Source organism: Polaromonas sp. YR568 (genome assembly GCF_943371715.1).
GTDB lineage: Bacteria > Pseudomonadota > Gammaproteobacteria > Burkholderiales > Burkholderiaceae_C > Polaromonas.
Window position 1 is genome coordinate 42,547 of record NZ_CALRVW010000022.1, and the last position, 23,236, is coordinate 65,782.

At 67.7% G+C, this 23,236-nt stretch carries 23 protein-coding genes; 13 read left to right on the plus strand and 10 right to left on the minus strand.

Going from position 1 to position 23,236, the window contains the following annotated elements:
• The first annotated feature begins 1 nt into the window (after position 1).
• The 6 genes from AAG813_RS15155 (at position 2) to AAG813_RS15180 (ending at position 5,078) form a co-directional block, all read left to right on the plus strand.
• Positions 2-880 (plus strand): sugar phosphate isomerase/epimerase family protein, encoded by an 879-nt coding sequence (locus AAG813_RS15155; protein WP_341916511.1) that lies wholly within the window; start codon positions 2-4, stop codon positions 878-880.
• 71 nt (positions 881-951) lie between these two features.
• Entirely contained in the window at positions 952-1,851 is a 900-nt protein-coding gene (locus AAG813_RS15160; RefSeq protein ID WP_341916512.1) for an aldo/keto reductase, read from the plus strand.
• A gap of 15 nt (positions 1,852-1,866) precedes the next feature.
• Entirely contained in the window at positions 1,867-2,469 is a 603-nt protein-coding gene (locus AAG813_RS15165; protein ID WP_341916513.1) for a DUF6064 family protein, read from the plus strand.
• Between the two features lie 10 nt (positions 2,470-2,479).
• On the plus strand, positions 2,480-3,385 hold the full coding sequence (locus tag AAG813_RS15170; protein ID WP_341916514.1) for a DMT family transporter: 906 nt from the start codon (positions 2,480-2,482) through the stop codon (positions 3,383-3,385).
• Between the two features lie 7 nt (positions 3,386-3,392).
• Complete coding sequence (locus AAG813_RS15175; protein WP_341916515.1) at positions 3,393-3,959, plus strand: DNA-3-methyladenine glycosylase; 567 nt, start codon at positions 3,393-3,395, stop codon at positions 3,957-3,959.
• Positions 3,960-4,022: 63 nt separating this feature from the next.
• Positions 4,023-5,078 carry a glycerophosphodiester phosphodiesterase gene (locus AAG813_RS15180; RefSeq protein WP_341916516.1) on the plus strand — a complete coding sequence of 352 codons (1,056 nt, stop codon included), beginning with the start codon at positions 4,023-4,025 and terminating at the stop codon, positions 5,076-5,078.
• Here AAG813_RS15180 and AAG813_RS15185 read toward each other — a convergent pair.
• Positions 5,075-6,319 (minus strand): MFS transporter, encoded by a 1,245-nt coding sequence (locus AAG813_RS15185; RefSeq protein WP_341916517.1) that lies wholly within the window; start codon positions 6,317-6,319, stop codon positions 5,075-5,077. The two genes, AAG813_RS15180 and AAG813_RS15185, sit on opposite strands and share 4 nt — an antisense overlap.
• A gap of 95 nt (positions 6,320-6,414) precedes the next feature.
• On the opposite strand from AAG813_RS15185, the gene AAG813_RS15190 reads away from it, so the two are divergent.
• The 4 genes from AAG813_RS15190 to AAG813_RS15205 all read left to right on the plus strand — a co-directional run bounded on the left by AAG813_RS15190 (position 6,415) and on the right by AAG813_RS15205 (position 10,457).
• The gene (locus tag AAG813_RS15190) at positions 6,415-7,245 is read left to right on the plus strand and encodes a helix-turn-helix transcriptional regulator (RefSeq protein WP_341916518.1); all 831 of its coding nucleotides are present in this window, start codon (positions 6,415-6,417) and stop codon (positions 7,243-7,245) included.
• 157 nt (positions 7,246-7,402) lie between these two features.
• Positions 7,403-8,083: a hypothetical protein gene (locus AAG813_RS15195; RefSeq protein ID WP_341916519.1), complete on the plus strand. Its 681-nt coding sequence runs from the start codon at positions 7,403-7,405 to the stop codon at positions 8,081-8,083.
• Positions 8,080-9,423: a (Fe-S)-binding protein gene (locus tag AAG813_RS15200; RefSeq protein WP_341916520.1), complete on the plus strand. Its 1,344-nt coding sequence runs from the start codon at positions 8,080-8,082 to the stop codon at positions 9,421-9,423. Before AAG813_RS15195 ends, AAG813_RS15200 begins: the two co-directional genes overlap by 4 nt.
• Before the next feature lie 143 nt (positions 9,424-9,566).
• The gene (locus tag AAG813_RS15205) at positions 9,567-10,457 is read left to right on the plus strand and encodes a CAP domain-containing protein (protein WP_341916521.1); all 891 of its coding nucleotides are present in this window, start codon (positions 9,567-9,569) and stop codon (positions 10,455-10,457) included.
• Positions 10,458-10,557: 100 nt separating this feature from the next.
• On the opposite strand, the gene AAG813_RS15210 is transcribed toward AAG813_RS15205, so the two are convergent.
• The 6 genes from AAG813_RS15210 to AAG813_RS15235 all read right to left on the minus strand — a co-directional run bounded on the left by AAG813_RS15210 (position 10,558) and on the right by AAG813_RS15235 (position 15,610).
• The gene (locus AAG813_RS15210) at positions 10,558-10,965 is read right to left on the minus strand and encodes a DUF2784 domain-containing protein (RefSeq protein ID WP_341916522.1); all 408 of its coding nucleotides are present in this window, start codon (positions 10,963-10,965) and stop codon (positions 10,558-10,560) included.
• Positions 10,966-10,981: 16 nt separating this feature from the next.
• Positions 10,982-11,437: a YiiD C-terminal domain-containing protein gene (locus tag AAG813_RS15215; RefSeq protein ID WP_341916523.1), complete on the minus strand. Its 456-nt coding sequence runs from the start codon at positions 11,435-11,437 to the stop codon at positions 10,982-10,984.
• A gap of 54 nt (positions 11,438-11,491) precedes the next feature.
• Positions 11,492-12,658, minus strand: coding sequence for an ABC transporter ATP-binding protein (locus tag AAG813_RS15220; RefSeq protein WP_341916524.1), 1,167 nt, complete (start codon positions 12,656-12,658; stop codon positions 11,492-11,494).
• The gene (gene modB, locus AAG813_RS15225; protein ID WP_341916525.1) at positions 12,655-13,320 is read right to left on the minus strand and encodes a molybdate ABC transporter permease subunit; all 666 of its coding nucleotides are present in this window, start codon (positions 13,318-13,320) and stop codon (positions 12,655-12,657) included. Before modB ends, AAG813_RS15220 begins: the two co-directional genes overlap by 4 nt.
• A 17-nt stretch (positions 13,321-13,337) precedes the next feature.
• The gene (modA, locus tag AAG813_RS15230; protein ID WP_341916526.1) at positions 13,338-14,099 is read right to left on the minus strand and encodes a molybdate ABC transporter substrate-binding protein; all 762 of its coding nucleotides are present in this window, start codon (positions 14,097-14,099) and stop codon (positions 13,338-13,340) included.
• 74 nt (positions 14,100-14,173) lie between these two features.
• Positions 14,174-15,610, minus strand: coding sequence for a coniferyl aldehyde dehydrogenase (locus AAG813_RS15235; RefSeq protein WP_341916527.1), 1,437 nt, complete (start codon positions 15,608-15,610; stop codon positions 14,174-14,176).
• 283 nt (positions 15,611-15,893) lie between these two features.
• Between AAG813_RS15235 and AAG813_RS15240 the strand changes: the two genes are divergently transcribed.
• Positions 15,894-17,198, plus strand: a complete 1,305-nt coding sequence (locus tag AAG813_RS15240; RefSeq protein ID WP_341916528.1) for an amidase — start codon at positions 15,894-15,896, stop codon at positions 17,196-17,198.
• A 171-nt stretch (positions 17,199-17,369) separates the two neighbouring features.
• On the opposite strand, the gene AAG813_RS15245 is transcribed toward AAG813_RS15240, so the two are convergent.
• Positions 17,370-17,930 carry a HutD family protein gene (locus AAG813_RS15245; protein ID WP_341916529.1) on the minus strand — a complete coding sequence of 187 codons (561 nt, stop codon included), beginning with the start codon at positions 17,928-17,930 and terminating at the stop codon, positions 17,370-17,372.
• Positions 17,931-18,154: 224 nt separating this feature from the next.
• Positions 18,155-18,631 carry a PaaI family thioesterase gene (locus tag AAG813_RS15250; protein ID WP_341916530.1) on the minus strand — a complete coding sequence of 159 codons (477 nt, stop codon included), beginning with the start codon at positions 18,629-18,631 and terminating at the stop codon, positions 18,155-18,157.
• 155 nt (positions 18,632-18,786) lie between these two features.
• Between AAG813_RS15250 and AAG813_RS15255 the strand changes: the two genes are divergently transcribed.
• On the plus strand, positions 18,787-19,491 hold the full coding sequence (locus AAG813_RS15255) for a glutathione binding-like protein (protein ID WP_341916531.1): 705 nt from the start codon (positions 18,787-18,789) through the stop codon (positions 19,489-19,491).
• A gap of 60 nt (positions 19,492-19,551) precedes the next feature.
• Here AAG813_RS15255 and AAG813_RS15260 read toward each other — a convergent pair whose 3' ends face one another.
• On the minus strand, positions 19,552-22,257 hold the full coding sequence (locus AAG813_RS15260) for a cation-translocating P-type ATPase (protein WP_341916532.1): 2,706 nt from the start codon (positions 22,255-22,257) through the stop codon (positions 19,552-19,554).
• Positions 22,258-22,519: 262 nt separating this feature from the next.
• On the opposite strand from AAG813_RS15260, the gene AAG813_RS15265 reads away from it, so the two are divergent.
• Positions 22,520-23,233: a YebC/PmpR family DNA-binding transcriptional regulator gene (locus AAG813_RS15265; protein WP_341916536.1), complete on the plus strand. Its 714-nt coding sequence runs from the start codon at positions 22,520-22,522 to the stop codon at positions 23,231-23,233.
• The last annotated feature ends 3 nt before the right edge of the window (positions 23,234-23,236 follow it).

The following is a 23,236-nucleotide window of genomic DNA, read 5'->3' on the forward strand; positions in this document are numbered from 1 at the left end:
CATGCGCGATTTTTCCCAGGACCACCGCTGGCTCTCCATCAACACCGCGACCATCCGCAAAAGCCGCGGCGTCGAACAGTCGCTGACCGACATCATCGAAGCCTGCGCACAGCGCGGCATCACGGCGATCTCGCCGTGGCGCGACCAGGTGGCGGCTGCCGGCCTGCCGGCTATCTCGAAACTTGTCAAAACCCATGGGCTCCAGCTGTCGGGTTACTGCCGCGGCGGCATGTTCCCCGCCGTGGATGCGGCCGGCCGGAAGGCGGCGCACGACGACAACCGCCGCGCGGTGGACGAAGCCTGTGAACTGAACGCGACCTGCCTGATGCTGGTGGTCGGCGCCCTGCCCGGCGCGCTGACCGGCCAGGCCGCCCACAAGGACCTTGCGCGGTCGCGCCACCAGGTCAGCGACGGCATCGCCGAGCTGCTGGAATACGCCAAGGCCAGCAAGATGCCGCTGGCGATCGAGCCGCTGCACCCGATGTACGCTGCCGACCGCGCCTGCATCAACACCCTGGAGCAGGCCCTCGATGTCTGCGACGCGCTGGATCCGTCGCGTAGCGGGGTGCTGGGGGTGGCGGTCGATGTGTACCACGTCTGGTGGGACCCCAAGCTGGAAGCGCAGATCCAGCGCGCCGGCAAGGACCGGCTGCTGGCTTTCCACGTCTGCGACTGGCTGACGCCGACCACCCACCTGCTCGAAGACCGCGGCATGATGGGCGACGGCGTGATCGATATTCCGAAAATCCGCGGATGGATGGAGGACCAGGGCTTCGCCGGCTACAGCGAGGTCGAGATTTTTTCGTCCGGCAACTGGTGGCAGCGCGACTCGGCCGAGGTGCTGGACACCTGCATCGCCAGGCATCGCAGCGCGGTCTGAAGCCTGGTGGCCATTGAGGGTTTGTGCCTGATCGTCTCGCCACGCGGCATCCCTGTGATACGGTAAAGCCTATGCGACGCCGCAACCTTCTGCAATTTGTCCCCGCCCTGGTTGCGACAGGCGCGCTGGCACAAAATCCTGCCCGGCCTCAGCCCCTGACCAAACCCATCCCCTCTTCCGGCGAACAGATCCCGGTGGTCGGGCTCGGCAGCTGGATCACTTTCAATGTCGGCAACGACCGTGCCGCGCGTGACCAGTGCACCGAGGTCATGCGGCAGTTCTTCGCGGCCGGTGGCAAGCTGATCGATTCCTCGCCCATGTACGGCTCGTCGCAGGGCGTGATCGGCGAGTCGCTGCAAAAACTGCAGGCGCAATCCAAAGTGTTTTCAGCGGAGAAGGTCTGGACCTCCTCGGACGGCGCGGCCCAGATCGAGGCCTCACGCAAATTCTGGCAGGTCCCGCGTTTCGACCTGCTGCAGGTGCACAACCTGCTGGCCTGGGAAAAGCAGTTGCCGTTGCTGCAGGCCATGAAAGCTGCCGGGCAACTGCGTTATGTCGGCATCACCACCTCGGAAGGCCGGCGCCATGCCGAGTTCGAGGCCATCATGCGCAGCCAGCGCCTCGACTTCATCCAGCTCAGCTACAACCTGCTGGACCGCGAGGCCGAGCAGCGCCTGCTGCCGCTGGCGCGCGAGCGCGGCATCGCGGTGCTGGTGAACCGACCGTTTCGCGAAGGCGCGCTGCTGCGCCAGTTGCAGCGCCACCCGCTGCCGGCCTGGGCCGGCGAGATCGACTGCACCAGCTGGGCGCAGCTTGCATTGAAGTTCATCGTGTCGCACCCCGCCGTCACCTGCGCGATTCCCGCCACCAGCAACCCCGCCCACCTGCGCGAGAACATGGGTGCGGCGTACGGCCGCCTGCCGGATGCCGCCCTGCGCCAGCGCATGGCCGAGCACGTGGCGAAGCTTTAAGCATCGACGCCTGCCATGCCCGAGTGGTCGACCTACACGCTGTCGGACTTCCTGATGTTTTCGCCCAGGACCTACTGGCGCCTGGTCGAGCTCTACAACCGCGACTTCTGGCCCTTGCAGCTGCCGTTGCTGGCGGGCGGCCTCGCCGCGCTCGGGCTCGGCGCCATCCGCAGCGCACTCGCCTTTCGCAGGATCGCTCTGGCACTCTCGGCCGCCTGGTTGTGGGTGGGTTGGGCTTTCCTCTGGGAGCGTTATGCCACCATCAACTGGGCCGCGAAGTATGTGGCGCTGGCCTTTGCGGTGCAGGCGCTGCTGCTGGCCGGCATGGCGCTGCGACCCGGCCAACCTGTCCCGCAGCCGGGCGTTGCCGCGCGCGGCCTGGGCGGACTGTTCGCCGCCGCCGGCCTGGTCTACCCGCTGCTGGGTCTGGCCCTTGGCCGGCCGTGGGCCCAGGCCGAGGTCTTCGGCATGGCACCAGAGCCGACCGCGCTGTTCACGCTGGGACTGCTTCTGCTTTGCGGGCAACCATCCTCCGTCACGGGCCGCGCGCTGGTCTTTTACATTCCCCTGCTCTGCCTGCTGCTGGGCGCGGCAACAGGCTGGACTTTTTTGAATTGACCACCCCGCCATGACACTGAGCGCGTCCGCCGCCGCCAACCGCCGCGGCATTGTCTGCATGGTCGGCGCCATGGGCTGCTTCGTCACCAACGATGCGCTCGTCAAGTTCGCCAGCCAGAGCATGCCCAGCGCGCAGCTGATCTTCATCCGGGGTGCCATGTCGGTGCTGCTGGTGCTGGCCGTCGCCCACGCGCTGGGCGCCACGACCCGCCTGCGCGAGACCACACGCGGCTGGGTCGCGGGCCGCGCGCTGGTCGATGCGACCGCCACCATGCTCTACCTCGGCTCACTGTTTCACCTGCCCATCGCCAACGCCACCGCCATCAACCTGGCGGCGCCGCTGTTCATGACGATGTTTGCCGCGTTCTTCATGGCCGAGCGCGTGCGCGGCGCGCGCTGGCTGGCCGTCGGCGCCGGTTTCCTCGGCGTGCTGCTGGTGATCCAGCCGCGCGCCCAGGGGTTCAACAGCTGGGCGCTGGTCTGCCTGCTCGGCACGCTGTTCCATGCCGCGCGCGACCTGATGACACGGCGCATCCACGCTGGCGTCCCGTCCATCCTGATCACGCTGGCCACCGCGGTGGCGGTCACCGTGGTGTCCGGCGTGGCTTCGCTGCTACAGGGCTGGCGGCCCTTCGGCGTCTTCGAGTTCGGGCTGCTGGCGCTTGCCAGCGTGTTCCTGACCGGCGGCTACTACTTCATCATCAGCAGCATGCGCCACGGCGAGATGACGCTGGTCGCGCCCTTTCGCTACAGCGGCCTGCTGTTTGCGCTGGTGCTGGGTTACGGCGTGTGGGGCGAGGTGCCGAACGCGCTGGCCTGGTTCGGCATCGCGCTGCTGATCGCCTCTGGCCTGTACGTGCTGGTCAGCGAGAAGCGGCGCTTGCCGGTGGCCGCTGCCGCGGCGCCCGCGGACTGAGGAAGGCATGGGCAGCCCCGCCATCGATTTCATGGCCTCCTCGCCGTCGGTCGCGCGCCGGTTGATAGGCGCTACCCTGCTGGTGGAGGGTGTGGGCGGGATCATCGTCGAGACCGAAGCCTACGACCGCGACGACCCGGCCTCGCACAGCTTTGCCGGGCCCACCGCGCGCAACGCCGCCATGTTCGGCCCGCCCGGCCATGCCTATGTGTACCGCTCCTACGGCATCCACTGGTGCCTGAACATCGTCTGCCGCGAAGAAGGCCACGGCGCGGGCGTGCTGATACGCGCCATCGAACCCGTGGCCGGGCTGGCCACCATGCGGGCGCGGCGCGGGCTGGACGACCTGCGGCTGCTTTGCGCCGGACCGGGCCGCGTGGGTCAGGCACTGGGCATCACGCGTGCGCACAACGCACTGGCCATCAATGCACCTCCGTTCGAGTTGCTGCCCGCGCCGACTAAGGTCAAGGTGGTCAGCGGTCCGCGCATAGGCATTTCCAAAGCCGTGGACCAGCCCTGGCGTTTCGGCTTGGCGGGCTCGCCCTTTCTGAGCCGGCCGTTTCGTCAGTGGTAAGGTCCGAACAGCCTCTGAAACCGCGCTGCAACTGCCCGACCCCGACCTGCTCCAGGAGACAACATGAGCGCCCCTCGTTTTTCACACCGCCAGTCCACCCGAACCTGGTCCGTCCTGCTGGCGCTGCTGGCCGGCCTGTGCCTGCCGGCCGCTGCGCTCGCCCAGCCCGCGCAGCGCGCCATCGACGTGCAGGGCCACCGCGGCGCCCGCGCCCTGGCGCCGGAAAACACCCTCGCGTCCTTTGCGCTGGCGCTCAGCCTGGGCGTGAGTACGCTGGAGCTGGACATCGCGATCACGCGCGACGACGTGCTGGTGATCAGCCATGACCCGACGCTGAACCCGGACATCACACGCGGCCCGGACGGCAACTTCCTCGCGGCGCGCGGACCGGCGATTTCCAGCCTCAGCTATGAGGAACTGGGCCGCTACGACGTGGGCCGGATCAAGCCGGGCACGGCGTACGCCAGGCTTTATCCCGAACAGCAACCTGTCGATGGCGCGCGGATTCCGCGCCTGTCCGACCTGTTTGACATGGTGAAAAAGTCGGGCAACGAGCAGGTGCGTTTTGCGATCGAAACCAAGGTGTCGCCTCTGGCGCCCGAGCTCACGTCCAGCCCCGAGGTATTTGCGCGCGCCGTGGTGGCCGCGGTTCGGGACGCGAAGCTGGCATCACGCACCTCCATCCTCTCCTTCGACTGGCGCACCCTGAAAACCGTGCAGCAGGAGGCACCCGACATTCCCACCGTGTACCTCAGCATGCAGCAACGCAACTTTGACAACATCGGCGAAGGCCAGGCAGAACCGTCAGCCTGGACCGCCGGCCTGCGTTACCGGGACCATGGGTCGGTCCCCAGAATGATCAAGGCAGCAGGTGGCCACAGCTGGTCGGCGTTTCACCGCGACCTCAGCGCCGCGAAGGTGAAAGAGGCGCAGGAACTGGGACTCCAGGTGCTGGCCTGGACAGTCAACGAACCTTCCGACATCGCCGGCATGCTGGATCTGGGTGTGGACGGCATCGTCAGCGACCGGCCGGATCGGGTGTTTGACGTACTCGCACGCAAGGGCCTCAAGCCATTGCAACCGGCATCGGTACCGGTACCGGTGCCGACGACGCGTTAGCCGGCAAAGGCCCCGGGCGCCAGCGCCGTGCGCCGCACCCGCCGTACATTGAAGGCGCTGGCAATCAGCACGCCCTGCATCAACGCCAGGCCCAGCAACACGCCGCGGAACTGCCCGTGGTCCATCATCACGCCGAAGATCAGCGGCGAGACGGCCTGTCCGATGTCCAGGCCTGCGTAGACCACGCCATAGACGCGGCCCGAGGCGTTGTCGGGGGTCGAGCGTTTGACGAGCAGGTCGCGCGACGGCCCGGCGATGCCCGAGGCAAAGCCCATCGCGCCAAACAGCACCGGCACCATCCACGCCGGAAAACTGCCCAGGGCCAGCAACAACGCCACCACCGCCGCCAGCCCGAAGCCGGCGCCCACGATGCGCTCGCAGCGCGCCGGGTCCGACGCGAGGAAACCGCCCAGCACCATGCCGCCCGCGCTGCAGACCATGTAAATCGTCAGGCACATGGCCACCAGGCCCAGCGGAACGTTGTGCAGCTGCCGCGCGGCTTCGGGCGCGAAGGCCTGCACCACGCTGAGCACGATGGCGTACCAGAAGAAAAAGGCGAAACACATCCACACCGCCGGAATTTTCAGGAAGCCCAGCGAGCTGTCGGCCGCCGGCGCGCCCTGGACCGGCGGGGCGATCCTGATCGTCAGCTTGTCGCGGTGCAGCACCAGCACGGCCAGCACGGCAAAAGCCAGCACGCCGGCCGCCGCCAGCGCCACCCGCCACGAGTACGCAAACGTCAGCGACACCACCAGCGCCGGCGCCAGCGCCCAGCCCAGGCTGCCCGTGATGCCGTGCACGCTGTAGGCATGGCCCAGGCGCGGTGCGCTGACCTTGCGGTTGAGCAGGGTGTAGTCCACCGGGTGAAACACGCCGTTGCCGACACCGGCCAGCACTGCGAAGCCGGCCATCATCCAGTAGCTGGTGCTGATTGAATAACCGAAGGCAGCAATGCCCAGCAGGCTCAGGCCCGCAAACAGAATCGGCCGCGGGCCGAAGCGGTCCACCCAGAACCCGGACAGCGCCTGCACCGCGCACGAGACGACAAAAAAGATCGTCATCAGGAAGCCGAGCTCGGCATAACTGACGCTGAACTCGTCCTTGAGCCAGGGAAACAGCGGCGCCAGCAGCAGCTGGCTGAAATGGCTGATCAGGTGTGCCAGCCCGACCAGGCCAATGACGCTGGCATCGCTGCGCAGGGGAACCACGCCGGGGCCCGGGAGGGTGCTTGATGTATTCATGGCGCCATCGTAGTATTGGCGCCGGCTTCTGAAATGCGACAAAAAGCCATCCTTCAGCGAATTTCAGACAAAACACGCCGACCCCCATTGAGCCCATGACCCGCAAGCCGCGTCTTCACTTCATGCCGGTCGGCGACACCGACCCCTTCACGCCCAGCCGCGGGCGCCCGGTGCGCGTGCGGGCGCGCTCCATGCCGGTGGACTCGCACTTCGAGCCGCATGCCCATGCCTGGGCGCAGCTGGCTTACTGTGCCAGCGGCATCGTGCAGGTCACGGCCGAACAGAGCAGCGGCAAGGCCGACGAAATCACCTACATCGTGCCGCCCTCCCGCGCGGTCTGGATTGCGCCGGGTGCACAGCACCACATCACCGTGCTGGAAGCCGCTGAATTCCGCACGCTCTACATCGATGCGAGCGTGACACCGGGGAACTGGAACGCTTGCCGCGTGATGGTGGTGTCGCCGCTGCTGCGCGAAACCATCCATGCACTCGACGCCGGCCCGCTGAGCCAGACCCGCGAGCAGTTGCTGACCGACCTGGTGCTGGACGAACTCCTGCACGCCGACACCCAGGCGTTGGGCGTTCCCCTGCCGAATGCGCAAACCGGTGACAAGCGTCTGCGCGCGCTGTGCGAGGCGGTGCTGCGTGCGCCGTCCGAACGCGCCACGCTTGCCGAGTGGGCCGCGGACACAGGCGCCAGCGAACGCACGGTGGCGCGGCTGTTTCGCGATGAGCTGGGCCTGAGCTACCGGCAGTGGCGCCAGCAGGCCGTGCTGGCCCACGCCCTGCCCCTGCTGGCACGCGGCCAGTCCGTCAGCCAGGTGGCCGCCGCCAGCGGCTACGCCAGCGACAGCGCGTTTTCTGCCATGTTCAAGGCCGCCATGGGCCAGTCGCCGAGTCATTTCCAGACCAAAAACGGGCTCTAGCCTAATCAGGCTATGCGCCAGCAACTATTGATTCAATAGCATGGCAAACCTGATCCGGGCGCGTGCCACGCCCTTGACCTGCATCAAGCCAGTGCGGCAGCCAGGGGACTAGCCTGAATGCTTTCACAGCCAACACCACAACAAAAGGCAGCAGACCATGGACTTGCTCGACTGGGCGCGCGGCCCCCTGCTCGCGATCGCCATCGCGGTTTTTGTCGCCGGCGTGGCATGGCGGCTTGTTTCGCTGTGGCGCCTGCCGGCGCCCGCCGGCCGGCAGGCACCGGCGCGCGAGGCCTTCGGCACCACCGACGCACTCAAGGCCAGCCTGTTCCGCATGGCGCCACACCGCGGCTTTCATCCCAGCGCCACGCTGGTGACGGTCAACCCCTACGTCTTTCACATTGGCCTGGCCCTGGTCTTCTTCGGTTACGCGCCGCACATCGCCTTCATTCGCCGCCTGACCGGCCTGGGCTGGCCGGCGCTGCCCGACATGGTGATGTACGTCGCCGCGGCGGCCACCATCGTGTCGCTGCTGATCGCCCTGCTGTTCCGGCTCACCGATCTCGTGCTCAAGAAAATATCCCGCGCCGACGACATGCTGACCTGGGCGCTGACCATGCTGCCGCTGGTCACCGGTATGGCCGTCGTGGGTGAACCCTCGTCGGCCCTGCTGGCGCACGCCAGCCCGCTGTACCGCGGCCCGCTGGCCGTGCACCTGCTGAGCCTGGAGCTGCTGCTGGTGTGGTTTCCCTTCGGCAAACTGATGCACGCCTTTCTGGTGCTGCCCAACCGCATGCAACTGGCCCGCTTTCTCGGCCGCCGCGGAGTACGCACATGATCGACATGGCCGTTTTCAAACAATTCCAGGAGGCGATCCGCCACCTGGGCGAGATGGCGCAGCCGGAACCCCTCACCGACGCCGCCCGGCTGTCGCGGGCCAAGGCCGTGATGCACCGCAAGACCGACCGAGCGCTGGCCATGGACCTGGAGTCCTGCGTCAACTGCGGTTACTGCTCCGAGGCCTGCCACTTCTACCAGAGCACCCAGGACCCGAAGTACACGCCGACCCGCAAGCTCGACCTGCTGCGGCGCGTGCACATGCGCGAGACCTCGGCGTTTGCGCCCCTGCATCGCCTGTTCAAGCCCGACATCACCGTCGCCGACCTGCAGGAATGGCAGGAGCTGGTGTACGACTCGTGCACCGAATGCGGCCGCTGCAGCATGGTCTGCCCCATGGGCATCAACATCGCACGCGGCGTCAACGTCATGCGCGAAGCCTTGTCCGAAGCCGGCCTGGTTCCGCTGGAGCTGATGGCGGTGGCGCAGGAGCAGGCCGGGCGCGGCACGGTGTTCGGCGTCGGCCCCGCTGAGTTGCTCAAGACAGTCGAGGCCCTGCGTGCACAAGGCATCCCCATTCCCCTGGACGAACCCGCCGCCGACGTGATGCTGGTCACGACGGTCATCGACGTGCTGCTGTACCAGGACGCGCTGGCAGCCACCGCGCGCATCCTCAACCACCTGGGACTGCGCTGGACGCTGCGCAGCGCCGGCTTCGAGGCGGCCAACTTCGGCCTGCTGTCGGGCAACGAAGCCTTGCAAAAAGCCGCCAGCCAGCGCCTGATCGACGAGGCGCTGGCCATAGGCGCGCACACTGTCATCCTGCCCGAGTGCGGCCACGCCTATCCGGCCCTGCGCTGGGAAGCCCGGTTGCCCGGCGGCGAACCACTTCCCTTCGAGGTGCTGGCCGCCTCGGAATTCGTCGGCCGCGAAATCGGGAGCGGACGGCTGGAGGTGCGCTCCGGCGACACCGGCCAGGTCGTCACTTACCACGATGCCTGCAAGCTGGCACGGCACGGCGGCGTGATCGACGAGCCGCGCGCGGCCATCGCGGCCCTGGGGGTGGAGTTCAGAGAGACTTCGCCCACGGCAGAACTCAACTGGTGCTGCGGCGGCGGTGCCGGCGCCTTCCTGATCAACCGCGCCGCGCCCCTGCGGCACAAGGCCTGGGAGATCAAGCGCCAGCAGATCGAAGCCACCGGCGCCGACGCGGTGGTGGTGTCCTGCGCCAGCTGCCGCCTCAACTTCATGGAAGGCGCAGAGGTTGACCAGTGGTCCACACGCATCGTCAGCCTGGTCGAGCTGGTGGCCGACCATCTCCCCGGGGACCGGGCGCACTGAACGGCAACTGGCTCACTTGCGATCCATGCAGGCTTTCGCCACCACCACCGGCGGACACAGACACGGCCCACAAACACGGGGCGCTGCCGTCCTGAAGCAACCCTGCGCTGCGCTGGGCAAGGCTAACCCGCTACCATGGGCCGATGAACTCTGTCCGCACCCTGGTTAAAACACATCCAACATGGCATCGCGCCGCATCGGCCTGGGCGCTGGCCCTGCTGGCCGCCAGCGGGCAGGTGCACGCCCAGGCGGACCTTGCCAGTCACCCGGGCCTGCTGCGCGACATCAACGCTGTGCGGCAACAAGGCTGCGAAGGGCAGCCCGGCAAGGCAGCCCCCCTGCGCGAGAACGCCGCCCTGTCGGCCGCCGCCGCCCGCCTGGCCAGCGGTGACAGGCTGGACGAGGCAATGAAAGCCGCCCGCTACCGTGCGGTGAGCGGCGCGCAGATCATCCTGCGCGGTGCGGGCGCCACCCTGCTGACGCGGGCCAGCCTGGGCACCTCATGCAGCCTGCTCACCCAGGCCGATTTGACCGAAGCCGGCTTTCACCAGCATGCGGCCCAAACCTGGATTGTGGTGGCCGCGCCCTTCTTGCCGCCCGGTGCGGCGCAGGCCAATGACGTTCAGTCGCGTGTGCTGGCCTTGGTCAACGAGGCCCGCGCCAAGCCACGCCGCTGCGGCACCGAGTCTTTCGCCGCAACGCGACCGGTACGTTTGAACGCCACATTGCAGGCCACCGCCGCGGCCCACGCCGCCGACATGGCCCGCCACAATTACTTCGACCACGTCGGCCGCGATGGCAGCCATGTGGAAGACCGCGCCAGCAGCAGCGGCTACCGCTGGCGCCGCATTGGCGAAAACATCGCCGCCGGCCACACCCAGGCCGAAGCCGCCATGCAGGACTGGCTGAGCAGCCCCGAGCATTGCGCCAATGTGATGTCGCCGGACTACACCGAGATGGGCAGCGCCTTTGCGGTGAACAACAGCAGCAGCGCGGGCATCTACTGGGTGAAGGTGTTCGGGTCCACGAAGTAAGGCGCGGCTTGCCACGGGCGGCGGCCCTTCGGTGATACGCCAAAATCGGCCTGAACCCTTATCCAGCAAGCGCCGGCAGCTATCAAAAGAAGAGCTGATGCTACTTGTGTCGGCGGCTTTCCGGTGGAAAGCGAACCCACGCCGCCACCACCAGCAGGCCGAACAGCGAGTAGCCGACGGCAAACACCCACCACGGCGCGTCGTAATAGAGCACCCGCTGCAACCAGTGTTCAATGAACCCACCGCCATAACCCGCCACACCGGCCCGGGCACGCAACCACATCTCCAGCGTGGTCAGCGGGCACAACAGGCCCAGCCAGGTTTCGGCCACCACGATCACGATCGCCGCCAGGTGCGCCAGCCGGAACCAGAGGGCATTGACCCAGCGCCAGCCCCGCAGGTTGCCGGCCAGCACCAGCACCAGGCCACCGACCACAAACGCCACGACGGCGACATGCAGCGTGAGCACGATGTCGGCGAGCAATTGGTAGGGCATGTCGGCGCGCATGGGGCAACTCAACAGCTCAGGCCGACTGATCCATCCCCAGCGCCACAAACTCGCCCTCGAGGCGCCCCGCCACCTCGCCCGCAAAATGCAGCACCGACACCACCGTGATGCGCGCCTTGCCCTTGCGCCGGAACATGCGCAGGAACTGCTGCCAGGCCTCAGCGTCCGGCGCAGCGGCCGTTGCGGTGAAGCTGCCCGCGATGGGCTGCTCGTACGACATGGTGTTGCGCTGGATCACCAGCCGGCTGGCCAGGCCCTCGGCGCTCAGGCGCGTGTGCAGCAGCGACCACGCGGCCAGGATGGCGACGGCCGACGCACTGCCGCCGAACACCGTCTCGCGGTGGTTGATGTTTGGCGCCAGCGGCGCACTGAGCACCACCGCTTCCGGCGCGGCCTGCACCACGCTGACCTGCATGGCCCGGGACAGCGGAATGTGTGCGTGCAGATAGCTTTCAAGTTCAGCGGGGGACATGGCGTCCTTTCAGTTGTCTGCCAGACGCGAAGCGTAGCAGCCTCGTGATTGCGCTTACCCGGCGTTGCGCACCGGCATCACATGCACCAGCGCCAGGTCGAGCCGTACACAGGCGCGTTGTCCGGGCGCGAGTGGCACCGCTTGCGGTCCAGACAAGGTGAGCCGCAGCAAGGCGCCGGGGGTCCGTTCCAGCAGCAGCGTCACCAGGGTGATTTCCCCGAGGTGACGCAACTCGGCGACGGTGGCGCAGAAGTCACCGGGCGCCTGTGAGGGGGCGTCGAGCAGGTGAATGCCTTCGCCATGGATCACCCAGCTCACGGCCTGGCCCGGCTCCAGGCGGCCCTTGTCGCGCACGCGCAGCACGGTGCTGCGCCCGTCATCCTTGGAGCCGCCCGGCGTGCCGTCGGTCCAGCGCAGCAGGCCCCAGCCCCTATCGCCCGATGTGTCGCCCGATGTGTCGTCCGGCCCCAGCCACACGCCATGAAAACGGTTCTGGATACCCACCAGGTCGGCCACCCGCGCGTTGCGCGGCGCGCGGTGGATGCTGGCCGGCGCGCCTTGCTGCAGCACGCGCCCGGCGTCGATCACCACCAGCTGGTCGCACAGCAGGCGCGCCTCGTTGAGGTCGTGCGTGACCAGCACGATGGGGATGTCGAGCTCGCGCCGCAGTTCCGCCAGCAGGGCGTACAGGCCATGGCGGCTCATCTGGTCCACCGCAGAAAAAGGTTCGTCCAGCAGCAGCAGCGCCGGCTCGCGTGCCAGCGCCCGCGCCACCGCCACCCGCTGCTGCTCGCCGCCCGACAGGTGCGCGGGCCGGCGCGCCTGCTGGCCGGGCGTCAGGCGCACATGGTCGAGCCAGTGTCGCGCACGCTCGCGGCGTTGCTCGCGCGGCAGGTGCAGCAGCGCCAGGGCCACGTTGTCCAGGGCGCTCAGATGCGGCATCAGCGCGTAGTTCTGGAACACCAGGCCGACGTGGCGTTGTTGCGGCGGCACAAACACGCCGCCGGCGGTGTCGCACCAGACCTGCTCGCCCACCAGCACGCGCCCGTGCGCCGGGCGCATGAGTCCGGCCATGATGCGCAGCATCGATGTTTTTCCCGCACCCGACGGCCCCACCAGGGCCAGCATCTCGCCCGGCGCGCAGCGAAACTGCGCTGACAGGGCCATGGGCTGGGCCTGCTCCACCTCGACCACCAGCGCCCTGCTTGCCGGTGCACTCATGGACGACGCACCAGCCGGGCCGATACGACAAAGGAAAAACCGACCGCCAGCAGCGACAGCAGCAGCAAGGCCAGCGACATCTGGTTGGCCGCCGCGAGGTTGAAGCCCTGCACCTGGTCGTAGATGGCAATCGCGATGGTGCGGGTTTCACCCGGAATGCTGCCGCCCACCATCAGCACCACGCCGAACTCGCCCAGCGTGTGCACAAAGGTCAGCACCATGGCCGACAACACGCCGGGCCAGACCAGCGGCAGCTCCACCAGGCGAAAGGTCTGCCAGCCGCCCAGGCCGCTGACGGCGGCGGCTTCGGCCAGGTTGCGCGGCACGGCTTCGAAGGCGCGCTGCACCGGCTGCACCATGAAGGGAATGTTGAACACGAGCGAGGCGATCAGCAGGCCGAGGAAGTTGAAGGTCAGTTCGACGCCGAACCACTGCCGCGCCCACTGTCCGATGGGCGAGCCGCCGCCCAGCGACACCAGCAGGTAATAACCAAGCACGGTGGGCGGCAGCACCAGCGGCAGCACCACCACCGCCTCGACCCAGGCCTTGCCGCGAAAGCCGGTGTAGGCCAGCCAGCGCCCGGTCAGTACGCCGGCGGGCAGCAGGATCACCAGCGTGGCCGCGGCCAGCTTGAGCGAAAGAAAAAGCGCGGACCAGTCCATATCGGCTTAGGACCTGTTCACTCTTTCGGCATCACGAAGCCGTAGCGGCCCATCACCGCCTGCGCGGCCGGCGTGCCGATGAAGTCGTAAAACGCCTGGGCCGCCGGCTCGGCATTTTTCAGCAGCACCATGCGCTGGCGCAGCGGCTGGTGCCAGCTGTCGGGAATCAGCGCAAACGTGCCCAGCCTGCCCACGCTGGGCGCCAGCGCGAGCGACTGCGCGATGATGCCGCCCTGGGCGCCACCCGAAGTGGCGAACTGCGCGGCCTGGGAGATGTTTTCACCGAGCACCAGCCGCGGCTGCACCTGGCTCCACAGGCCGGCATGTTGCAGCGCCTCTCTGGCGCGGGCGCCATAAGGGGCGTGATCGGGGTTGGCGATGGCGAACTTCTGCAGCCGCCCGTCCTTCAGCGCCGCCGCCAAGTCCTTCAGTTCGCTATCGGCCTTCAGGACCGAACCATGCGGCACCAGGATGCCGATGCGGCCGAGCGCATACAGCCTGCCGCGGTCGCGCGTCTTGCCGGCGTCCGCCAGTTTGAACACGAAGTCCTCGTCGGCCGAGAGAAACATCTGGAACGGCGCACCCTGCAGGATTTGCGAATAGAAGTTGCCCGACGAGCCGAACACCAGACGAATCTTGTGTTTTTTTTCCTTCTCGAACAGAGCGGCCACTTCCTCCAGCGCGAACTTCAGGTCCGACGCCGCGACCACCACCGGCTGCGCCTGCGCGCGCGCCGGCAGGCCGCCCAGGCCCATGGCGGCACAGAGCCACAGGGTCATGAGGAGTGCTTTCAAGAACATCGTTGGATTATCCCTTCCCGGTCTGCCGGAAAAGACAGCGGCGAACGAGCGCCTTACAACCAGCGTTTGAGCAGCCCCATGATCTGGTCGAAACGTTTGCCATAAGGCGGGTAGAACAGGTCGCCGCGCGCCCATTTCGACGAGACCAGCACCGGTTTTTGCTGGGTGAAACGCAGGAAGCCGGTTTCACCGTGGTAGGCGCCCCAGCCGCTGTCGCCCACGCCGCCAAAGGGCAGGTTGTCGTGGGCAATGTGCATCAGCGTGTCGTTGACCGTCACGCCGCCGCTCACGGTGCGCGCCAGCACCGCGTCACGCGAGGCCGTGTCGGTGCCGAACCAGTACAGGGCCAGCGGACGTGGCCGATCGTTGATGTAGCCGATGGCTTCGTCCAGCGTGGCATACGGCAGCACCGGCAGGATGGGGCCGAAAATTTCCTCGTCCATCAGCTTCATGGCCGGTGTGGCGCCGAACACCAGCACCGGCGCCATCTGCCTGGCGGTGGCAGGCGCAGCGCCACCAGGGTTCAGCACCTGCAGCCGCGCGCCGCCGGCTTCGGCCTGCGCCAACAGCGCCTGCAGGCGCTCGTGGTGACGCGGGCTGATGATGGCCGCGTAGTCGGGGTTGCCGGCAATGGTGGGAAACAGCCTGGCGACGGCGCGGGCAAAGGCCTCGCCAAACGCGGCTTCCCGGTCCTGCGGCACCAGCACATAGTCGGGCGCAATGCAGGTCTGGCCGGCGTTGAGCAGCTTGCCGTGCGCGATTTTCAGGGCCACGCTGTCGAGGTCGCTGGACGCGTCGACGATACACGGCGACTTGCCGCCAAGCTCCAGCGTGGTCGGTGTCAGGTTGGCGGCGGCGGCCTCGGCCACCTTGCGCCCGGTGGCGGTGGATCCGGTGAACACCAGGTGGTCAAAAGGCAGGTGGGTGAAGGCCGCCGCCAGCGCCGCGTCGCCCTCGACCACACAGAACTCGTCGGCGGAAAAGGCCTGGCCGATCAGCTCGCCCATCAGCGCCGAGGTGCGCGGCGTCAGCTCGCTCGGCTTGAGCATGACGCGGTTGCCCGCCGCCAGCGCCGTGATGGCGGGCGCCAGCGCCAGTTGCACCGGGTAGTTCCAGGGCGAGATGACCCCGACCACGCCCAGCGGCTGGCGCTGCAGATAAGCGCTCGAGGGCTGCAGGTAGATCGGCGTGGACACCTTCACCGGCTTGATCCACTTCGGCAGATGTTTGAGCGTGTGCGACAGCATCGTGCGCAGCACAAACATGTCGGCAATTTCGGTCAGCTGCGGCGAACGCACGCCGAAGTCGGCCTGCACGGCCAGCGCCAGCGCCGGGCCGTGTTCATCGAGCAGGCGGCGCATGCGCTGCAGCCGGTCCCGGCGCAGGGCCAGCGGCACGTCGACCTGGGCGCGGCTGGCGCGGTGCTGGGCGTCAAACAGGGAACGAAGGGAAAGTTCGGTGACGGCGGCAGGGGTGGTGGTGGCGTTCATCCGGCGATGATAGGCTGCAACAGGCTGTTCAGTCAGCTCCGTTCACCCTGAGCCTGTCGAAGGGCTGCAAGGCGCCGACCCCTTCGACCGAACTCAGGACAGGCGGCTCAGCCCGAACGCTCTATGAACAGTATTTGGGCTGACAGCCGATTTCTACATGCAAAAAGTGCCTCCAGCCCTTTCCAATCGGGTGCCGGCAGCTATCAACTTCATAGCAACCGGCCGTGCAGCGTAGTCCGCCCCGCGCGGCAAGCGCCACCGCAATGCGTTAAGGTTGGACCCCATGAACACGACGACTTCCACCCAGAAACTCGAAGCGGCGCTGGCCGCGATCGCTGCCGCCGGCGACGAAGGCCGGCGCATCTTCACCCGGCTGTACCTTGAGGCCGCCCGCACGGCCGCACAGGCCGCCGACCGGCGTGCCGCCAGCGGCCAGGCGCTGGGCCCGCTGGACGGCCGCATCGTCTCGATCAAGGATCTGTTCGACGTGGCCGGCGAAGCTACCACCGCCGGCTCGGCCCTGCTGCGCGATGCCGCGCCGGCAACCCAGGATGCCGTGGTGGTCAGCCGCCTGCGGGCGGCCGGCGCCGTCATCATCGGCAAAACCAACATGACCGAGTTCGCGTTCTCGGGCGTCGGCATCAACCCGCATTACGGAACACCCGGCAACGCGCTGGACACCAGCCGCATCCCGGGCGGCTCGTCCTCGGGCGCGGGCGTGTCGGTGGCGCGCGGCATGGCCGAGATCGCCATCGGCTCGGACACCGGCGGCTCGGTGCGTATTCCCTCGGCGCTCAACGGCCTGGTGGGCTTCAAGCCAACCCAGGCGCGGGTCACGCGCGAAGGCGCTTTTCCGCTGTCCTTCACCCTGGACACGCTGGGACCGCTGTGCGGCAGCGTGGCCGACGCTGCCGCCACCGACAGCGTGCTGGCCGGCATCGCGCATGAACCCCTGCAGCAGCGCGATGTACGCGGCCTGCGCCTGGGCGTGCCGCGCGGCCTGCTGTTCAGCCAGGCGCAGGACGAGGTGTTGGCCGCCGTGGAGCAGGCCCTGGCGCAGCTCGCGGGCGCCGGCGCGCTGGTCCGCGATCAAGCCCTCGACGATTTGCTCGGCGAGCCCTTTCGCCTGCAGGAGCGCGGCACCCTGGTGGCCGCAGAAGCGGCGTGGATTCACCGCGACTGGGTCGATAGCCGGCCCGAAGCGTACGACCCCATCGTGCTGGGCCGCATACGCCGCGGCCAGACGCTGGATGCGGCGACTTACGTCGGCATCCAGCAGGCGCGTGCCGCGCTGCTGCCGGCACTCGATACGCGTTTGACAGATCTCGATGCCCTGGTGCTGCCCACCGTGCCGCTGCTGGCGCCGCGCATCGCCGAGGTGCAGTCCGAAGACGCGTTTTTGCGCACCAACACCCTGCTGCTGCGCAATCCCTCGGTCTTCAACTTCCTTGACCTGCCGGCGTTGACCTTGCCGCTGCCGCGCGGCGGCGGGCTGGCGGTCGGGCTGATGCTGGTGGGCAAGCGCGGACAGGACCGGGAATTGCTGGCGCTGGGCGCAGCGGTCGAGCGGCTACTCAACCTTGTTTGACTTGTCATTGCGGCCTGGAGCCGCCATCCATGCCGGCACCCCCTCGGCGGTGTTCCATGGACGGTTTCGTCATTCATGACATGCCACCCTTCTGGCTGAGCCTCTTGAAGAAAACAGTTGGAAGGCGCGGACTGGCGCCGAAGGCATGCGCCGGTTGCGCGGGCTGCACCGTCATCGCGCCATTTCCATCCAGAGCGCCGTCGTGGCCTCAACCCGCACCGAAGCCCCATCGGCGAGCGCACGCCAGGCCAGGGTGTGCGGCGGTACCGTCGTGAACTTCCTGTTGACCTGCACGGTCACCGGCTCGTCCCAGGCATACACGGCGACCCGTGTGCCGGGTTTGACCTCCACGTCCAGCGCCCCCAGCACACGGACCAGGCGCGCGCTGCCGCGCCCTTTTCGGAGCATCAGGCTGAAGTCTTCGGTGGGGCCGGCTATCAGTTCACAGGTGCAGGCCAGGGCACCGTCAAAAGACAGCGGCTCGCCTTGTGGCGTCAACTCGCGGGTCTGCCCGTCCAGCGTGAGCCGCACGCCGGCGCCGCCCAGCACTGCGAACCAGCGCTGCACACCCTCATAACGCGAAAACGGTCCGTTTTTTTCGATCTCGGCCACCGAGATGCGCCAGTCCCAGTCCTCGGCGGTCGGCCAGGCCAGCAGCTCGCGCGTGATGCCGCCGCCGTTGCGCCAGGCCGTGGGCGCCACCTCTTCCAGGGGGATGATTTGCCAGCTCATGGGGAGACCTCCGCTTGAAGGGCGCGCGTTGGGAATGGGTAGCCATTCATGCGCCAAATTGTCCTGCAAAGCCGTCTCGCGTGCCAGAACAAATCAGCCAGGCCAGGCCGGCGCCGGCCTGCTGGGGCCGCCGCCACCCGCGCCCGGGTGGGCTGCCCCTGGTTACCTGAAAAATTCAAAGCAAAAACAGGCTCCAGCCCTTTGACTGATTGCGCCAGCAGCTATCAAGTTCGTAGCAAGAACGGGTCGCGATCCTGGCCGTCGCCGATCAGCGGGCCCTGCTTGAAAATGCCGCTGATGCGCAAGGCCGGCTCGCCGTCGGCCGTCACCAAGCCCTGGATAAAGATCATGTTGCGCGTGCTGCGCAGGATGTCGGCCTGGCCCTGCACCCAGGCGCCCAGCATGGCCGGCGCCAGGTAATCGATTTGCAGGCTGATGGTGGGCAGGAAACGCCTGTCGCTGTCGGTCTGGTACATCGCCGCGCAGGGCAGCAGCATGTCGGCAAAAGATGCCAGCATGCCGCCGTGGCACATCTTCAGCGGGTTGCTGTGCCGTTCCTCGACGCGAAAACCCAGCAGCAGGCGCTGGCCTTCCAGCCGTGCGTAGAACGGGCCATTGACCCCGATGAAGGGGCCGCCGACACGAACAGGCACAAAACCATCGGGGATGGCGGACGAAGAGGAAGGAGTGGCTTCAGGCATGGCTCATGCTAACCGGCGCGCGGCCCGTGGCCCGTCCGCTCGGTGACTGCGGGGTGATGGTCAGCCTGCGGTCTCGCCGCCGCGCGCCATACGCGTGACGCGGGCTTGGGCTACAGTTGCCGTTCAATCTTCACCCCGCACAGCACCACCCCGCCATGAACGATCTCTCCGCCTTCCCCGTCACCCGCAAATGGCCAGCGCAACATCCCGAACGCATTCAGCTGTATTCACTGCCCACGCCCAACGGCGTCAAGGTCTCGATCATGCTGGAAGAGACCGGCCTGCCCTACGAGCCGCACCTGGTCAGCTTCGAGACCAACGACCAGATGTCGCCGGAATTCATCTCGCTGAGCCCCAACAACAAGATCCCGGCGATCCTCGACCCGAACGGCCCGGGCGGCAAGCCCTTGGGCCTGTTCGAGTCCGGCGCCATCCTGATCTACCTGGCCGAAAAGACCGGAAAATTCCTGCCGGCCGACCCTGCCGGCCGTTATGAAACCCTCCAGTGGCTGATGTTCCAGATGGGCGGTATCGGCCCAATGTTCGGCCAGCTCGGCTTCTTCCACAAGTTCGCCGGCAAGGACTATGAAGACAAGCGCCCGCGCGACCGCTACGTGGCCGAAGCCAAACGGCTGCTCGGTGTGCTGGACAAGCGCCTCGAAGGCCGCGCCTGGATCATGGGCAACGACTACACCATTGCCGACATCGCCACCTTCGGCTGGGTACGCAACCTGATCGGCTTCTATGAGGCCGGGGAGCTGGTCGGCATCACCGACTTTCCGAACGTGCTGCGTGTGTTGGATACCTTTGTGGCGCGGCCCGCGGTTGTCAAAGGCCTGGGCATACCGGCGCGGACCTGACCGCCATGCCTGTGGGCACAGTCCACAGGGCGTGAATCGCGCAACAAGGTTCAGCTGGCCCTAGCTGCCACGCCTTGCACGACCCCATCGCGGCCCCAGCACCCGCAACAATTCCAGCCAGACCAGGCACAGTGCCACCAGCACGGCGGCGAGCGTCAGCTCCCGGGCACCCGGCAGGGCCAGCCCCATCAGTTCCCGCAGCCACGGCAGGCCGAGCACCGCCACCAGCAGTGCCGCCACACCGGCTGCCATGCGCCACAACCACGGGTTGGACGCAGCCGCACCGAGCAGCACGGGCCGCGACGGATCGCGGTTGGCCAGGATCAGCAGCATCACCGCCAGCACCAGCGCGCTGAACACCACACCACGGCCCTGGCCGGCGCTCCAGCCCTGTCCCGCCAGCCAGGCCTGCCCGGCCAGCAGCACCCCTGCCACACCCAGGCCCTGCAACACGCCGTGCGCCAGCGGTGCAGCGGCAAATGGCGAGTCCGAGACGGGGCGCGGCGGACGCGCCATCAGGTCGCTGCCCTCCGGCTCGGCCTCGAACACGATGGAACAGGCCGGATCGATCAACAGTTCCAGCAACACGATGTGCACCGGCAGCAGCAGCACCGGCCAGTGCAGCAGCGTGGGCACCAGCGCCAGCGCGATGATGGGAACATGCACAGCAAACACAAACCGCGTCGCCTTGCGGATGTTGTCGTCAATGCGCCGGCCCTGGCGAATGGCGGCCACGATGCGCGCAAAGCTGTCGTCGAGCAGCACCAGGGCGGCGGCCTCGCGCGCCACGTCGGTGCCGCGCTCGCCCATGGCAATACCCACGTCGGCGGCCTTGAGCGCGGGCGCGTCGTTGACGCCGTCACCGGTCATGGCCACCACTTCGCCATCGGTGCGCAGCATCTGCACCAGGCGCAGCTTGTGCTGGGGCTTGAGGCGCGCACACAGGTCCACATGGCGCAGCCGCTGGCGCAGGGCGCCATCGTCCAGGGCTTCGATCTCGGCGCCGGTCATCAGGTCGGGGCGCTCCGACAGGCCGACCTGGCGCGCAATGGCCAGGGCCGTGGCGGGGTGGTCGCCGGTCATCATGATCACGCGCACGCCGGCCTGCCGGCACTCGGCCAGCGCGGCAGGCACCTCGGCGCGTGGCGGATCGGCCAGGGCGACCAGGCCGAGAAACTCGAAATCGAAGTCGTGCTGGCTTGGCGGCCAGGGCGGCGCCGCGTCCGGCGCGGCGGCCTGCCCGCTCCAGCGCCCGCGCGCCACACCGAGCACGCGCAGACCGCGTTCTGCCATGGTTTCCACCTGCCGGCCGATGGCCTCACGCTGCGCCGCGTCGAGGTGGCACAGGTCGGCCACCGCCTCAGGCGCGCCCTTGGTGGCCAGCAGGTGTTGCGCGGGGTCGGCACTGGCAAACACGCGTGTCATGGCCAGAATCTCGCCCGACAACGCGTATTCAAACTCGGGCTCGCGGCCCTCGTGCACATGCTCGGTGCCGGCCAGCCACTGGTGGCCAAAAAGCTGGATCGCCTTTTCCATCGGGTCGAACGGATCACCGGGCGTCGCCAGCATGGCAAATTCCACCAGCAGGTGAAACTCCTCGGCCAGGCTGTCGGCACCCTCCGGTTGAAAGTGTGCACCAACCGTGGCGAGCTCGGCAACCGCCATGCGGTTCACCGTCAGCGTGCCGGTCTTGTCCACCGCGAGCACGGTGATGGCGCCCAGCGCCTCGACGGCGGTGACGCGCCGCGTCAGCACCTTGTGCCGGGAGATGCGCCACGCGCCCAGGGCCAGGAAGACGGTGAGAATGACCGGAATTTCCTCGGGCAGGATGGCCATGGCCAGCGCAATGCCGGAGAGCAGGCTTTCCAGCAGCGGCCTGTCGTTCCACCACCAGCCCAGCAGGACCTGGGCGCTGGCCAGCAGCAGCGCGGCCACGCCGAGCTGGCGCACCAGTTTGCGCGATCGCTGCTGCAGCGCCGAGGGTGGCTCGGTGGTGGCGGCCAGGTCGGCGCCTATGCGCCCGACCGCCGTGTGGGCGGCGATGGCGCAAACCTCGGCCAAACCCACGCCGCGCGTGACCACGGTGCTGGCGAATAGAGCCCCCACGCTTGCCACTTCGTGTGCTGCGCTGCCCCCCGAGGGGGCTGGCCTTGCTTGGGGCGGCCCGGCGCTGGCGGCCGACGCCCCCACGCTTGCCGCCGCGTTTGCCAACGGCTGCTCGTCCGTCGTCGCGGGCAGCTTGGTCACGGGCATGGCCTCGCCCGTGAGCAGCGATTCATCCACCTCCAGTTGGCCGTCAATCAGCAGCGCATCGGCGGCAATGCGGTCGCCCTCATGCAGCACCAGCAGGTCACCCAGCACCACCTCGCGTCCGGCAATGCGCTGCTCCAGGCCGTCCCGAATTACCAGGGCGCGCGGAGCCGACAGGTCGCGCAGCGACTCCAGCGCGCGCTGCGTCTTGCGCTCCTGCACCAGCGTGATGGCGATGACCACGAACACAAAGCTCAGCAGAAACAGCGCCTCGCCCCGGTCGCCCAGCGCCAGGTAGATGCCGCCGGCGGCCAGCAGCATCAGGAACATCGGTTCGGTGACCACGTCGCGCACGATGGCCGCGGTGGACTTGGGTTCGCTGCCGGGCAGCAGGTTGGGCCCCTGATCAGCGAGGCGGCGTGTCGCCTCGCTGGCGCTCAGGCCCTGGCGGGCGGCTGCCTCGGGCATGCCGCTCGGGGGCTGGAGCCGGTGAGGCGCGGGAGGGAGCGTGGCCATTTTTTTCGGTCAGGGGTTGGTAGGGTGGCGGCCATGACGGCTTTGCTTCCGTTTTCTGATGGTAGACGAGTCAGCGTTCGACCAGCCAGAAACAGGGTCGCGTGCGCGCCCGACCCGGCGCAGATGGCCGGAACAGCCCGGGGATGGGTGTATAACCGGAACCCTCGGGTGACGTGCCGCGGCGTTTCAGACAGCGCGCATGACCCCTCCCCCCGAACCAGCCAGGCGCTTGCACGCGCCGCAACACCACGGAATTTCAAGCATGGGCGCGCAGTGGAAAGCAAAAGGCAAGGAACTGGCAGCCAATGCCAAGGGCAAACTGTTTGGACGGCTGGCCAAGGACATCATGATCGCGGCACGCAACGGCGCCGACCCTGCGTCGAACGCACGCCTGCGGCTGGTGGTCGAGCAGGCCCGCAAGGTGTCCATGCCCAAGGAGACCCTGGAGCGCGCCATCAAGAAAGGCGCCGGCCTCACGGGAGATGTGGTTCATTACGAACACGTGATTTATGAAGGTTTCGCACCGCACCGCGTGCCGGTGATGGTCGAATGCCTGACCGACAACCTGAACCGCACGGCCCCTGAAATGCGCGTGTTGTTCCGCAAGGGGCAGCTCGGCACCTCCGGCTCCGTGTCCTGGGATTTCGACCATGTCGGCATGATCGAGGCCGAACCCACGGCAGCGGGCGCAGACCCCGAACTCGCCGCCATTGAAGCGGGCGCCCAGGACTTCGAGCCCGGTGACGAAGACGGCACCACGATGTTTCTGACCGATGCGAGCGACCTCGACATCGTCAGCCGCGCGCTGCCGGCCCAGGGCTTTACCGTGCTGTCGGCCAAGCTCGGCTACAAGGCCAAAAATCCTGTGGACCCGGCCAGCCTGAGCGCCGCGGATCTGGAAGAAGTGGAAGCCTTCCTGGCCGCCATCGACGCCAACGACGATGTGCAGAATGTGTTTGCGGGCCTGGGGGGTTGAAGC